13 protein-coding genes are annotated in these 13,716 nt (G+C 31.7%); all 13 read left to right on the plus strand.

All coding sequences use genetic code 11. The annotated features are described in order from the left end of the window. Nucleotides 1-25 precede the first annotated feature (25 nt). The 13 genes from sigG to FYJ83_RS07790 all read left to right on the plus strand — a co-directional run bounded on the left by sigG (nucleotide 26) and on the right by FYJ83_RS07790 (nucleotide 13,711). Nucleotides 26-799 (plus strand): RNA polymerase sporulation sigma factor SigG, encoded by a 774-nt coding sequence (sigG, locus tag FYJ83_RS07730; RefSeq protein ID WP_154439752.1) that lies wholly within the window; start codon nucleotides 26-28, stop codon nucleotides 797-799. Nucleotides 800-895: 96 nt separating this feature from the next. After that, on the plus strand, nucleotides 896-1,144 hold the full coding sequence (locus FYJ83_RS07735; protein ID WP_154439753.1) for a YlmC/YmxH family sporulation protein: 249 nt from the start codon (nucleotides 896-898) through the stop codon (nucleotides 1,142-1,144). Nucleotides 1,145-1,201: 57 nt separating this feature from the next. Continuing rightward, entirely contained in the window at nucleotides 1,202-1,672 is a 471-nt protein-coding gene (nrdR, locus tag FYJ83_RS07740; RefSeq protein WP_154439754.1) for a transcriptional regulator NrdR, read from the plus strand. 2 nt (nucleotides 1,673-1,674) lie between these two features. Continuing rightward, nucleotides 1,675-2,409 (plus strand): peptidoglycan editing factor PgeF, encoded by a 735-nt coding sequence (gene pgeF / locus FYJ83_RS07745; RefSeq protein WP_154439755.1) that lies wholly within the window; start codon nucleotides 1,675-1,677, stop codon nucleotides 2,407-2,409. Between the two features lie 10 nt (nucleotides 2,410-2,419). Beyond that, nucleotides 2,420-3,832 carry a sigma-54 interaction domain-containing protein gene (locus tag FYJ83_RS07750; protein ID WP_154439756.1) on the plus strand — a complete coding sequence of 471 codons (1,413 nt, stop codon included), beginning with the start codon at nucleotides 2,420-2,422 and terminating at the stop codon, nucleotides 3,830-3,832. Between the two features lie 195 nt (nucleotides 3,833-4,027). Beyond that, nucleotides 4,028-5,083 carry a 2,4-diaminopentanoate dehydrogenase gene (gene ord / locus FYJ83_RS07755; protein WP_154439757.1) on the plus strand — a complete coding sequence of 352 codons (1,056 nt, stop codon included), beginning with the start codon at nucleotides 4,028-4,030 and terminating at the stop codon, nucleotides 5,081-5,083. A 163-nt stretch (nucleotides 5,084-5,246) separates the two neighbouring features. Next, a complete protein-coding gene (gene ortA, locus FYJ83_RS07760) occupies nucleotides 5,247-5,555 on the plus strand; it encodes a 2-amino-4-oxopentanoate thiolase subunit OrtA (protein ID WP_154439758.1) in 309 nt (102 codons plus the stop codon). Beyond that, nucleotides 5,555-6,973, plus strand: coding sequence for a 2-amino-4-oxopentanoate thiolase subunit OrtB (gene ortB / locus FYJ83_RS07765; protein WP_154439759.1), 1,419 nt, complete (start codon nucleotides 5,555-5,557; stop codon nucleotides 6,971-6,973). Before ortA ends, ortB begins: the two co-directional genes overlap by 1 nt. 13 nt (nucleotides 6,974-6,986) lie before the next feature. Further along, nucleotides 6,987-7,367 carry an ornithine aminomutase subunit alpha gene (locus tag FYJ83_RS07770; protein ID WP_154439760.1) on the plus strand — a complete coding sequence of 127 codons (381 nt, stop codon included), beginning with the start codon at nucleotides 6,987-6,989 and terminating at the stop codon, nucleotides 7,365-7,367. Then, nucleotides 7,351-9,567 carry a D-ornithine 4,5-aminomutase subunit OraE gene (gene oraE, locus FYJ83_RS07775; protein WP_154439761.1) on the plus strand — a complete coding sequence of 739 codons (2,217 nt, stop codon included), beginning with the start codon at nucleotides 7,351-7,353 and terminating at the stop codon, nucleotides 9,565-9,567. The genes FYJ83_RS07770 and oraE overlap by 17 nt, the downstream gene beginning before the upstream one ends. Further along, nucleotides 9,557-10,921 (plus strand): GlmL-related ornithine degradation protein, encoded by a 1,365-nt coding sequence (locus FYJ83_RS07780; protein ID WP_154439762.1) that lies wholly within the window; start codon nucleotides 9,557-9,559, stop codon nucleotides 10,919-10,921. The genes oraE and FYJ83_RS07780 overlap by 11 nt, the downstream gene beginning before the upstream one ends. A gap of 3 nt (nucleotides 10,922-10,924) precedes the next feature. Beyond that, complete coding sequence (gene orr / locus FYJ83_RS07785) at nucleotides 10,925-11,989, plus strand: ornithine racemase Orr (protein ID WP_154439763.1); 1,065 nt, start codon at nucleotides 10,925-10,927, stop codon at nucleotides 11,987-11,989. 63 nt (nucleotides 11,990-12,052) lie between these two features. Next, the gene (locus FYJ83_RS07790; protein WP_154439764.1) at nucleotides 12,053-13,711 is read left to right on the plus strand and encodes a M20/M25/M40 family metallo-hydrolase; all 1,659 of its coding nucleotides are present in this window, start codon (nucleotides 12,053-12,055) and stop codon (nucleotides 13,709-13,711) included. Nucleotides 13,712-13,716 lie beyond the last annotated feature (5 nt).

The following is a 13,716-nucleotide window of genomic DNA, read 5'->3' on the forward strand; positions in this document are numbered from 1 at the left end:
ATACAGCATGAAAGGATGAAATTAAATGCATATATCTAAAGTTGAAATATGCGGGGTAAATACTGCAAAGCTGCCAGTACTTACTAATGAAGAAATGCAAAAATTATTTATAAAAATAAAAGCAGGAGATTTACAGGCAAGAGAGGAATTCATTCAAGGAAATCTAAGGCTAGTACTTAGTATAATTCAAAGGTTTAATAGAAGAGGGGAGCATGTTGATGATTTATTTCAAGTGGGATGTATTGGCTTAATAAAGGCAATAGATAATTTTGATTTGAGCCAAAATGTACGTTTCTCTACCTATGCTGTACCTATGATTATAGGAGAAATAAGAAGATACTTGAGGGATAATAATTCAATTAGAGTTTCTAGGTCTTTAAGAGATATTGCCTACAAAGCTTTAAATGCTAGAGAACAGTTAATTAACAAAAATTCTAAGGAACCTACTGTATATGAAATAGCAGAGGAATTAGGATTGCCTAAGGAAGACGTAGTATTTGCTTTAGAAGCAATTCAGGAACCAGTTTCCTTATTTGAACCAATATTTCACGATAGCGGAGATGCTATATTTGTTATGGATCAAGTAAAGGATGATAAAGCTGAGGATGAAGTTTGGTTAAGAGAAATAGCTTTAAGAGAGGCTATGACAAAGTTAAATTCTAGGGAAAAGCAGATCTTAAGTTTAAGATTTTATGAAGGAAAGACACAAATGGAGGTTGCAGATGAAATAGGTATTTCACAAGCCCAAGTATCAAGACTTGAAAAAAATGCCCTAAGGCAAATGAGAAAATATGTATAATAAGTAAATCAATATAAAATTCTATAAATTTAGTCATATTTACCCCTTATTTTGTTTATATATAATAAGGGGTAAATATATATAAGAGGTGATAATATGTTTAAATTATCAGAGATAAGGGAGAAGGAAATAATCAATATAAATAATGGAGAAAGAATAGGATATGCTGATGATTTTGAACTAAATCTAGAAGAAGGATGTATTGATGGAATAGTTATAGGTGGAATGGGTAAGGTTTTAGGTCTGTTTGGGAAGAATACTGAAACCATTATTCCTTGGAGTGATATAGTGAGAATAGGTACCGATATTATTTTAGTAAATTATAAAGGTCAACTACTAGAATAGACATTTAATAGCAATTATAATATAATAATAATGTACAATCTAAGAAGAGGTGAAAATATGAAATGTCCATTTTGTGCATATTTTGAGTCAAAGGTAATAGATTCCAGACCTACTGATGAAGGACAAGCAATTCGTAGAAGAAGAGAATGTATAAAATGTGGTAAAAGATTTACAACCTATGAAAAAATAGAAGAGATACCTCTTATAGTAGTAAAAAAAGATGGTAATAGGCAATCTTACAATAGAAACAAACTATTAAATGGAATTATAAAATCCTGTGAAAAAAGACCAGTATCCATAGTAACCATTGAAAATATAGTGGATGAAATAGAAAAGTATCTTTATAATTCTCTGGAACGAGAAGTAAAGTCTGAAGAAATTGGAGAAATGGTCATGAATCTATTAAAAGATGTAGATGAGGTGTCCTATGTAAGGTTTGCCTCTGTATACAGACAGTTTAAAGATTTAAACTCGTTTATGGAAGAATTGAAAAAGATTTTAGATGAAGGAAATGAGAATAGGAGATAGATATGGGTGCTATAAAAAAGTATAAAGATAATATTTTATATTATGAAATAAACGGATTCAATGAAGACAAAAAAATGAAACATATTTTTTCAACTAGAATAGGTTGGGAACAAGATAAGATATTTCATAATTTATCATATGTATTAGATATTCCAGAAGAAAAGATATATAGAGCAAAACAAGTCCATGGAACTGATATATTAATTATAAAAAATCAAGATAACAGAGATATAGAAATGGAAAAAGTAGATGGACTTATTACTGGAGAAAAAGGCATAGCCTTATGTACATATCATGCAGACTGTGTACCTATTTACTTTTATGATAATGTGAAAGAGATAATAGGAATAGCTCATGCTGGATGGAAAGGTACCTTAAATAATATAAATAAAGTAATGATAGAAAATATGAACAATGAATTTAATAGCAGTATAAAAGATATAAAAGTAGCCATAGGACCATCTATATCTATATTATGTTATGAAATAGGTTCTGATGTGGAAAATCTTTTTAAAAATAAATATCCAAACTATTTAGACATAATCATAAAAAAAGACAATAATATTTACTTAGATCTATGGAAAGTAAATAAATTAAATTTATTATCCCTTGGAATAAAAGAAGAAAACATATTTGAAAGTAACCTTTGTACTGGATGCAATTTAGACACTTTATATTCCTATAGAAAGGAAAATGGCACAAAAAATAGAATGATAGCAGCTATTACCTTAAATTAAGGATGATATAATGAGAAAAACAGATTTAAATAAAATAATAATGCAAAATATTTTGCATCATGCAGATATAGGTGTACATGTAATAGATAATAAAAGGAAAACTGTTGTCTATAATGAATTTATGGCAAGATTAGAAGGACTAGATAAAAATCAAGTTCTTGAAAAAGATATTTTAGAGATATTTCCTAGTTTAAATGAAGAGACCTCTACCTTAATAAAAGTCCTTCATACAGGTGAGGGGATACTTAATAGCACACAATCCTATTTCAATTTTAAAGGTCAAAGGATAACTACCATAAACTCCACTATACCTCTTTATGATAATGATGAAATAATAGGTGCTTTAGAAATAGCTAATAATATAACTCATATTAAAAACTTATCTGACCAATTAATAGAATTACAAAATAAATTAAATTTAACCCAGGTAGATAAAAAAGATTTTAAAAGTCAGATAAAAAGATATAATTTTCATGATATTATAGGAAATCATAAATCACTGGAAGTGGCTAAGAAAATAGCCAAGAAGGCTAAAGATTCAGGGTCTAGTGTTTTAATCTATGGTGATACTGGTACTGGAAAGGAATTATTTGCTCAAAGTATTCATTATGGTGGTATAAGAAGAAAGAAGGCTTTTATAGCTCAAAATTGTGCTGCCATACCAGAAGCCTTATTAGAAGGGATTTTATTTGGGACAGATAAAGGTGGATTTACAGGGGCCACTGAAAGGGAAGGCATATTTGAACAAGCCCATGGGGGAACCTTAATGTTGGATGAGATAAACTCCATGTCTTTATCACTACAAGCTAAGATTTTAAGGGTTTTGCAGGAAGGATATATAAGGAGAGTCGGCGGGAAAAAAGATATTCCTGTAGATGTGAGAATTATAGCTACAACAAATGAAGATCCTTTAGAGAGTTTAAAAAATGGAACTATTAGAAAAGATTTATACTATAGGCTAAATGTTATTTTTATTAAGATACCATCTTTAGCAGAAAGAAGAGATGATATTATTATATTATCTGAACATTTTGTAAGAAAATATAATCTTTTATTTGAAAAAAATATAAAGAAAATATCTAAAGAAGTATTAGAGCAATTTATGAAGTATACATGGCCAGGAAATGTAAGGGAGTTAGGAAATGTTATAGAAGGAGCTATGAATATAGTATCTGATAAAGAAACAATACTAAAACAAGAGGATTTCATTTCTTCAATTTATATAATGGAAGATAAACCTTTAAAAAAAGCAATTGTTGTAGAAGAAAAGAATAAATCTCTCCCAGATATTTTAGAAGAAATGGAAAAAGACATTATATTAAATGCATTAGAAAGAAATGAAAACAATATAACAAGGACTGCAAAGGAACTAGGAATAAAAAGACAGACCTTACAACATAAATTAAAGAAGTATATTGTCTGATGCAATAATATTTGCCTATTGGTGCAAAAATTATTGCATTTTTTAATTGTTATATTCTGAATAATAGAAGATTCATATAAATTTATAAGAAATTATATGGAAAATCATAGGATTTTAAATAATAAATAGAAAAGATCATTGGCAAGAAAATTGCATATTTTAATAAAGTAAATTTAATTTAGGAGGTTAATTAAGATGAGAAATGATAATGTAAAGGTAATATTATGGGGTTTTGGAGCTATGGGAAGTGGAATAGCAGAAATGCTGTTAAATAAAAAAGGTGTAGAAATAGTAGGGGTTTGTGATACTCACCCAGATAAAGTTAATAAAAGTATTTTTGAAGTCTTAGGAGTTGAAAAGGGTGGTAGAAAGGAAGTAACAGTTAGTGATAAGGTAGAAGATATTATAACAGATAAGGCAGCTGATATTGTACTTCTTGCAACAGATTCTTTTGTAAAAGGAGCATATGATAAAATAGTATATTGTTTAAAAAAAGGCATCAATGTAATAACTACAGCAGAGGAAATGGCATATCCTAAGGCTCAAGAGCCAGAGTTAACTAAGGAATTAGATAGAATTGCCAAAGAAAATGGAGTTACTGTTTTAGGAACAGGAATAAATCCAGGGCTTATTATGGACTTACTTGTTGTTACTTTAACCGGAGCTTGTATTGATGTGGAAAATATCATAGCAGAAAGAGTAAATGATCTTTCACCCTTTGGACCAGCAGTAATGGAGGAGCAAGGTGTAGGTATAACAGAAGATGAGTTTAATAGAAGAGTGGAAGAAAATGATTTGGCAGGTCATGTAGGATTCCCAGAATCTATAAATATGATTACAGATGCCTTAGGATGGAAATTAAGTGATGAAATCAAGTTAACGAAAGCACCAATTGTATCATCAGTATATAGAAAAGCTCCTTATGCAGAAGTTGAACCAGGAAATGTAGCAGGGTGCAATATGAAAGGATATGGATATGTAGATGGAGAATTAAAAATAGAAATGTTACATCCTCAGCAAGTAGAACCTCATTTAGAAAATATAAAAACAGGAGATTATATAACTATAAAAGGTACACCAGATATTAGTATGAAAATCACACCTGAAGTTCCTGGAGGAATTGGAACAATAGCAATGACTGTTAATATGATTCCAAACGTAATCAATGCAAGACCTGGATTAAAAACAATGATAGATTTACCAGTACCAAGAGCAATAATGGGAGATATGAGAGAGTTTATTGAAGATTAGTTAATAGTGAATAACATAGTAAGAAGGAGAATGTTTGTCATTCTGAGTATAGTGAAGAATCTTTGGTTTGATCTTTATATTAATTAATAGTTTTAATGAATTGGAAACTTCCAAAATTATTAACTATTAGTTATTAATTATTAACTAAAAGGGGGTTTTTTATATGGATGCTAGACGTGGTGATTGGGTGAGGATTCACTCTGTTGTACTTGAGCCAAAGAAAAGGGCAGCAGGTGTTCCAGAAGATACGCAAAATGTACCTCTAGAAATGTGGGATAAAGGATTTTTATTAGACGATAGTGCAAATATTGGAGATAAAGTAAAAATAGAAACTTATATTGGAAGGATAATAGAAGGTGATTTAGTAGAAGTTAACCCATATTATAAACATGACTTTGGAAAAGCAGTTCCTGAACTTTTATATATAGGGCGTCAAGCTAGAGAATTATTAAAAGAGGACGGTGAACAATAATGACTAGAGACATGAGCTATGAAGGAGTTATGTCAAGAAGAGCAGAGATAATGAAAAAGGCTGTTGGTATAGACTATAGTGAGTTTGAATCTGGTAGTATATCCTTTGACTATGAAAGAATGATGAGAGAAACTGGCTATAGTTTACAAGAGATAGAAGAAATTCAGAGTAGAACAGGAGTAGGAAATACTCCGATTCTTGAACTGAGAAACTTAACTAAATTAGCTAGGAAATTTGCCCCAATGGGAAAAGGAGCAAGGATATTTATAAAAGACGAAGCTAGTAATCCTTCAGGAAGCTTTAAGGCAAGAAGGGCAGCTACAGCTTGTTATCATGCTAAAAAACTAGGATATAAAGGGGTTATTGCAGCCACATCTGGAAACTATGGTGCAGCAGTTGCATCTCAAGCTGCAATGTATGGATTAAAATGTATTATAGTACAGGAATGCTATGATTCAAGGGGAGTTGGACAGCCAGAGATAATAGAAAAAGCTAGAGCCTGTGAGGCTTATGGAGCAGAAGTGGTTCAACTTACAGTAGGACCAGAATTATTTTATACCTTTTTAATTATGTTAGAGGAAACAGGCTATTTCAATGCTTCATTATATTCACCTTTTGGTATAGCAGGAGTAGAAACTTTAGGATATGAAATATCTATGGAATTTAGAGAAAAAGAAGGAAGAGACCCAGATGTAGTGGTTGTGACTAATGCTGGCGGAGGAAATTTAACTGGTACTGCTAGAGGACTAATTAAGGCAGGTGCAATTAACACAAAAATAGTAGGTGCTAGTGTTAGTTTACAGGGATTACATATGGCATCGGATACTGAATTTAATAAAAAATCCTTCACTACAGGTCATACTGGATTTGGTATACCTTTTGCTACTTGGCCAGATAGATCAGATGTACCTAGATCCGCTGCAAGACCTCTTAGATATATAGATAGATATGTAACTATGAACCAGGGTTCAGTATTTTATATGACAGAGTTATTGGCTCAAATAGAAGGTCTAGAAAGAGGACCAGCAGGGAATACATCTTTAGTAGCAGCCTTTAAACTTTCGCAGGAGATGGATGAAGATCAAATAATTGTAGTCCAAGAAACTGAGTATACAGGAGCAGGAAAACATATAAATCCACAGCTTACATTTGCTAGGGAAAATGGAATAGAAATTATAATAGGAGAACCTAAAGATGAAGTGCCAGGAAAAAATATTATACTTCCAAGGGATCCATCTTATATTACATTAACTGAATTGGACCTAAATAAGACTAGAAAATCCTATATAAGAAATGCAGTAAATAATATAAAAGCAACTAAAGTTACAAAAGATGATATAGACTTTTTAGTAAAAGATACAAAGTCCAACATTGAATTTGTAAAAGAAGTTTTAGATGAATTAGAGATAGAATATTAATAGGAGGTTGAGTATGAAAAGAGCAGATGATTTTCAGGAAAGAAGAAAACACTTAGCAAATCTGTCAGAAGAAGAATTGGAAGCTAGGTTTTGGGAATTAGCAGAAAAGGTAGTAGAACCAATAATTGATTTAGCATATAAAAATACATCTCCATCCATAGAAAGATCAGTACTTTTAAGAATGGGTTTCTCAAGTTTAGAAGCTAAGGCAATAGTGGATGGAGCCATAGATAGAGGATTAATAGGCAAAGGTGCAGGTCATATTATATATAAATTAGCTAAAGAAAAAAATATGGAAATAAGAGAAACGGGATTAAAGTTAGCTCAAGGTGAAATATGGGATGAGGCAGTATCTTTGTTTAAAGGAGGTACTAACAATGAAATTAGATCATAATGAAAAACTAGATATAGATTTTATACTAAAAGATATAGAGAAATATAGACCTAGAAGAAGAGGATGGCATTGGAGAGAAGGAACTGAAGAGAATAGACAAATAGGTAAATTTGAATACTATGATATGTCTGAGTCCTTAGAAAATAGCCAACCACTTCCAGCAGCTAAATACTTTGATTCCATAGATCCGCAGCCAAAACCTGTAATTACAACGGAAATAGCATCTGGAAGATTTGAAGATGATATAAGAAGAATGAGAATGGCAGCGTGGCATGGAGCAGACCATATAATGGTCATAAGAACTGCTGGACAATCTCACTTTGAAAGTCTTATAGAGGGAACTCCACAGGGAGTAGGGGGGATTCCTATTTCAAGAAAACAAGTTAGGGCCCAAAGAAAAGCTTTGGATTTCATAGAAGATGAAGTAGGCAGACCCATAAATTATCACTCTTATGTATCTGGTGTAGCAGGTCCAGAAATAGCCGTAATGTTTGCAGAAGAAGGAGTGAATGGAGCACATCAGGACCCACAATACAATGTTTTATATAGAAATATAAATATGGTAAGGTCCTTTGTAGACGCGGCAGAAGCTAAAAGAGTAATGACTTGGGCAGATATTGCTCAAATAGATGGAGCACATAATGCCAATGCTACTGCCAGGGAAGCTTGGAAAGTAATGCCTGAGCTTATGGTACAACATGCTATAAACTCCATATTTTCAGTGAAAGTTGGGATGAAAAAAGAGAATATATGCCTTTCAACAGTACCTCCAACAGCACCTCCAGCACCTTGTATGAGGTTAGACTTACCTTACGCAGTTGCTTTAAGAGAATTATTTAAAGAATATAAAATGAGAGCTCAAATGAATACAAAATACATGGAATCTTCCACTAGAGAAGCAACTGTAACCCATGTACTGAACTTACTTATTTCTCAATTAACTAGAGCAGACATACAGTCTACAATAACTCCAGATGAAGGAAGAAACGTACCTTGGCATATATATAATATAGAAGCAGTAGATACTGCAAAACAAGCCTTTACAGGAATGGATGGACTTGGAAGTATGGTTGAAATAAAGAGAAATGAAGGAGAGTTAGCAGATAAAGTAAGGGAATTAAAGGAAAGAGCCATATTATTTATGGAAGAAATCCTTGAGGTTGGAGGATATTTTAATGCTGTAGAAGAAGGATTTTTTGTAGATTCAGGATATTATCCAGAAAGAAACGGAGACGGTATAGTTAGAAAATCTGATAAAGGAGTTGGAGAGGGAACTGTATTTGAGAGAGACAAAGACTATATGGCACCAGTTACAGCACATTTTGGCTATAACAATATTGGGCAATATAGTGAAAGTTTTATCCATAATCCATCAGAATTAATAGGTGGGGGGACTTTTGAAGATCCGTCTAAGATTATATTTATAGATGAATTAGATGAAAATGATAATGTAAATGTAAGACTTGAAGAAGTAAAAGAATTGAGAAAAACATCTAAAATAAAGCCTGAAATGGAATGGCTGGGAGACGGTATAATCCATACAACATTATTCCTTCCTACTGATGAAAGAACAGCAGAATTTGCTGCCATAGAAATAGGAAAGAAAATGGGCTTAGAAGATGTAGAAGTAATTCACAAGGAAATAATGCAGGAGGCTGAAGGTACTCGTATAGAATTAAAAGGCAGGTTTGTTCATACCATAGACATAAATGATTTAGTTATACCACCTAAGCCAAAAATAATGACAGATGATGAAATTAGAGAAGACATAGAAAAGAAACCAATGAAGATTGTAGCTGCAACTGTAGGAGAAGATGAACACTCGGTTGGACTTCGTGAAATCATAGATATTAAACATGGTGGAATAGAAAGGTATGGTATTGAAAGCCATATACTAGGTACATCAATATCCATAGAAAAATTAGTTGATGCAGCCATTGAGTTAAATGCAGATGCTATTCTTGCCTCAACTATTATTTCTCATGATGATATTCACTATAAAAATATGAAAAAGCTACATGATTTGTGTATTGAGAAAGGTATAAGAGATAAAATAATTCTTGCAGCAGGAGGAACTCAAGTATCTAATGAACTGGCAATAGAATCAGGTATGGATCAAGGATTTGGTAGGGGCACTAAAGGACAGCACGTTGCTACATTCTTAGTAGAAAAGAGAAGGGCAATGAGCCATGAAAATTGATTTATTAGTTGCAGAAATAGGCAGTACTACTACAGTAGTCAATGGATTTCACAACTTAGAGACCTGTCCAGTATTTATTGGACAAGGACAATCTGCTACAACTGTATTAGAAGGAGATGTAAACATTGGCCTGAAAAATGCTATAGACAATTTAGCTGAAAATCTTAATGAACCTTTCATAGAATATAAAGAGCTTATAGCCACCAGTTCAGCAGCAGGTGGACTTAGAATGACAGTTCATGGACTTGTCTATGATATGACAGTAAAGGCAGCTAAGGAAGCGGCATTAGGTGCAGGGGCAAATATAAAATATATAACAGCTGGAAAGCTCAGAAAATCAGATTTAAGAAAGATTGAAGAAATAAATCCTAATATAATCTTAATAGCAGGAGGAGTAGATTATGGTGAAAGAGATACTGCCCTTTATAATGCAGAGTTAATATCTGAAATGAATTTAAATATTCCAGTTATATATGCAGGAAATATAGAAAATCATGAGGATATAAAGGATTTATTTGAAAATAATGAAACAGAACTATATATAGTAGAAAATGTTTATCCTAAAATAGATGAATTAAATGTAGAACCTACTAGAAAAGTAATTCAAGATGTATTTGAAACTCATATAATTCACGCACCAGGTATGGAAAAAGTAAGAAATATGGTTACAGGTTCTATAATGCCAACTCCAGGAGCAGTTATGAAGGCGTCAGAACTACTTTATGAAAATATAGGAGATTTAATTACCATAGATGTAGGTGGTGCTACTACTGATATTCACTCTGTTACAGAAGATAGTGACGAAATATCAAGAATTTTAATCAATCCAGAACCAAAAGCTAAAAGAACAGTAGAAGGTGATCTTGGTGTCTATGTAAATATGAGAAATATAGTTGAAATAGTAGGTAAAGAAGAATTAATAAAAGAACTTAAGATTTCAATAGAAGAGCTAGAAGATTTAATTGAAAATCATAAACCGATTCCAACTACAGCGTCAGAAAAAGAATTTGTAGAAAAATTAACTCTTCATGCTGCAACAATGTCAGTGAGACGCCATGGAGGAAGATTAAAACATCTATATGGACCATCAGGAAAGAAAACCATAGCAGAAGGCAAAGATTTAACAAAGGTAAAATATATAATAGGTACAGGTGGAGCTTTAACAAGGCTACCTCACAGAAAAGAAATTTTAAAAGAAATTGCTTTATGTAATAAGGGAAATGATCTTTTACCAAATACTGAAGCAGAAATATTAATAGATAATCATTATATATTGGCCTCCCTTGGAGTAATGTCTAAGAAATATCCAGAAGTGGCATTAAAGTTATTGGAAAATAGCCTTAAAGGAGAATAGCTTATGAAATATCCAAGAATGACTATTGATTTATCAATCATAAGAAATAATGTAAAAACAATAGTAGAATTATGCAATAAACAAGATATAAAAATAGCAGGAGTAACTAAGGTATTTTGCGGAAATCCTGAAATTGCTAAAGCCTATATAGATGGAGGAGTAAGTTATTTAGCAGATTCAAGAATAGAGAACTTAATTAGAATGAAAGATTTAGATATACCTAAGATTATGTTAAGACTGCCTATGAAATCTGAAGCAGAATATATAGTAGAATATGTAGATATATCCTTAAATTCAGAACTGGAAACAATAAAGTTATTATCAGAAAAAGCTATGGAGAAAAATAAGATTCACAAGATTATTTTAATGGTGGATTTAGGAGATCTAAGGGAAGGATTTTATGAGGAAGACTCTCTGTTGGATTGTATCGAAAATATAATCTCACTAAAAGGAATTGAAATAATAGGACTTGGTACTAATCTAACCTGCTATGGTGGGGTAATACCTACAGAAGAAGTTCTAAATAGATTGGTTAAGTTAGAAAGGCAAATAGAAGAAAAATACAATATAGAACTAGAAATACTATCTGGAGGAAATTCAAGTACAGTTCATTTAGTAGAAAATTGCAAAATAAATGGATTAAACAATTTAAGATTAGGAGAATCCCTAATCTTAGGAATAGAAACAGCCTATGGTGAGCAAATAAAAGATACAGATGATGGTGGATTTAGATTACAAGCAGAGATTATTGAAGTAAAAGAAAAACCTTCAGTTCCCATAGGAGAAATAGGTAAAGATGCTTTCGGAAACGTACCTACTTTTATAGATAGAGGAATTAGGAAAAGAATTCTTTGTGCAATAGGTAAACAAGATATAGATTTTGATGGATTATATCCTTTAGATAGTGGAATAACAATATTAGGTGGAAGTTCAGACCATTTGATACTGGATTCATCAGATAGTGAGATAAACTATAAAGTAGGAGATATAATAGAGTTTAAACTGTCCTATGTTGGAATTTTAAGGGCAATGACATCAGAATATATAGAAAAAGAAATAATAAAATAAATAATAACTCCGATTTTTAAAGCCAGATTCAAAAAATCGGAGTTATTGATAAGGGGGTAAAGAATGAACAAGAATATTGCGAGAAGAATAGAAGAAATTACTGTGGAATTAACAAATCAACTTAGTGTAGTTGAAACCCTAGGAGAATTAGATTCTGTACAAAAAGTCTATGATATCTTTTCGGAGATGCAGTATTATAAGGAAAATCCACAAGATTTAAGATTTGTAGATGTAGAAAATGATAAACTTGGTAGAAAATCTGTAATGGCAATTTTAAGAGGTAAAAAAGAAAATAGTAAAAAAACGATAATAATGATAGGTCATACAGATACTGTTGGCATATCTGATTATGGTAGTTTAAGGCAGTATGCAAATAAGCCTTATGAGTTAACCGAAAAATTTAAGGAAATATCAGATACATTACCAGAGGAAGTAAGAAAAGATTTGGAATCAGGAGAGTATTTATTTGGTCGTGGAATTTTTGATATGAAAACTGGTGATGCTATTATAATTGCATTAATGGAGGAAATAGCAAAGGATATTGAAAATTTTGAAGGGAATTTAGTATTTGCTGCTGTATGTGATGAAGAGGGAAATTCAGGTGGAATGTTATCTATAATACCAGAATTAACTAAGATGCAAGAGGAAGAAGGCTTTGAATATCTAGCACTTTTAGATACAGATTATATGACCAGTGAATTTGAAGGTGATGAAAATAAATATGTTTATATAGGAACAGTAGGAAAATTAATGCCATCTTTTTATATAGTAGGGAAAGAAACTCATGTTGGCGAATCCTTTAAAGGATTAGATCCAAACCAAATATCCTCCTCTATTACAAATAGAATTAATTTAAATGTGGATTTTTGTGATATAGCTGAAGGTGAGGTTTCACTTCCACCTATTACCTTAAAACAAAGAGATCTAAAGCCAGAATATTCAGTTCAAATAGCAAAAACATCTACCTTGTTTTTTAACTACGCAACCCATTGCAGTACACCAGATCAGGTACTAATGAGGATGAAAGATGCTGCTACAGAAGCTTTTCAGCTAACTATTGATAATCTAAATCAACAATATAAAGAATTTTGTAAATTAGCAGGGAGAGAATATAAAAAACTACCATGGAAAACAAAAGTGTTAACTTATGAGGAATTATATAAAGAAGTAAAATTAGAAATTGGTAATGAGCTTGATGAAAAAATTGCTAAAATCACAAAGGAAATGTTAAAGGATGAGTCCATAGATCAAAGAGATTTTTCATTGAAATTAGTAGAAGAAGTCCATAACTTATGGTCAAATAGAGAACCTGTTGTTATAGTATATTTTACACCTCCATATTATCCACATATTCATGTAGAAGGAAACATACCAAAAGAAAAGGCGCTACTAGATGCAGTAAAGGATGCTGTAGAGACTACAGAAACAGATTATAAATTAGTTTATAAGAAATTCTTTCCATATATATCAGATTTAAGCTATGGAGCAGCACCAAAAGATCCTAAAATTATAGCAGCCTTAAAAGATAATATGCCGGGATTTGGTACTAAATATGATTTACCACTGGAGGATATGCAAAAACTAGGTCTACCAGTATTAGATATAGGTCCATTTGGGAAGGATGCCCATAAATTTACTGAAAGAATAGAAAAGAAATATTCCTTTGAAGTAGCACCAGAATTAGTATATAAAACTATTATGAACTTATTGAATCATGAGTAAGTTGT

This window comes from Tissierella pigra, from assembly GCF_009695605.1.
In the GTDB taxonomy this organism is placed as follows: Bacteria; Bacillota; Clostridia; order Tissierellales; family Tissierellaceae; genus Tissierella; species Tissierella pigra.

Bases quoted from the DNA above. Each gene is read 5' to 3' on its own strand.
- sigG (WP_154439752.1), top strand. From the start codon at position 26: ATGCATATATCTAAAGTTGAAATATGCGGGGTAAATACTGCAAAGCTG.
- FYJ83_RS07735 (WP_154439753.1), top strand. From the start codon at position 896: ATGTTTAAATTATCAGAGATAAGGGAGAAGGAAATAATCAATATAAAT.
- nrdR (WP_154439754.1), top strand. From the start codon at position 1,202: ATGAAATGTCCATTTTGTGCATATTTTGAGTCAAAGGTAATAGATTCC.
- pgeF (WP_154439755.1), top strand. From the start codon at position 1,675: ATGGGTGCTATAAAAAAGTATAAAGATAATATTTTATATTATGAAATA.
- FYJ83_RS07750 (WP_154439756.1), top strand. From the start codon at position 2,420: ATGAGAAAAACAGATTTAAATAAAATAATAATGCAAAATATTTTGCAT.
- ord (WP_154439757.1), top strand. From the start codon at position 4,028: ATGAGAAATGATAATGTAAAGGTAATATTATGGGGTTTTGGAGCTATG.
- ortA (WP_154439758.1), top strand. From the start codon at position 5,247: ATGGATGCTAGACGTGGTGATTGGGTGAGGATTCACTCTGTTGTACTT.
- ortB (WP_154439759.1), top strand. From the start codon at position 5,555: ATGACTAGAGACATGAGCTATGAAGGAGTTATGTCAAGAAGAGCAGAG.
- FYJ83_RS07770 (WP_154439760.1), top strand. From the start codon at position 6,987: ATGAAAAGAGCAGATGATTTTCAGGAAAGAAGAAAACACTTAGCAAAT.
- oraE (WP_154439761.1), top strand. From the start codon at position 7,351: ATGAAATTAGATCATAATGAAAAACTAGATATAGATTTTATACTAAAA.
- FYJ83_RS07780 (WP_154439762.1), top strand. From the start codon at position 9,557: ATGAAAATTGATTTATTAGTTGCAGAAATAGGCAGTACTACTACAGTA.
- orr (WP_154439763.1), top strand. From the start codon at position 10,925: ATGAAATATCCAAGAATGACTATTGATTTATCAATCATAAGAAATAAT.
- FYJ83_RS07790 (WP_154439764.1), top strand. From the start codon at position 12,053: ATGAACAAGAATATTGCGAGAAGAATAGAAGAAATTACTGTGGAATTA.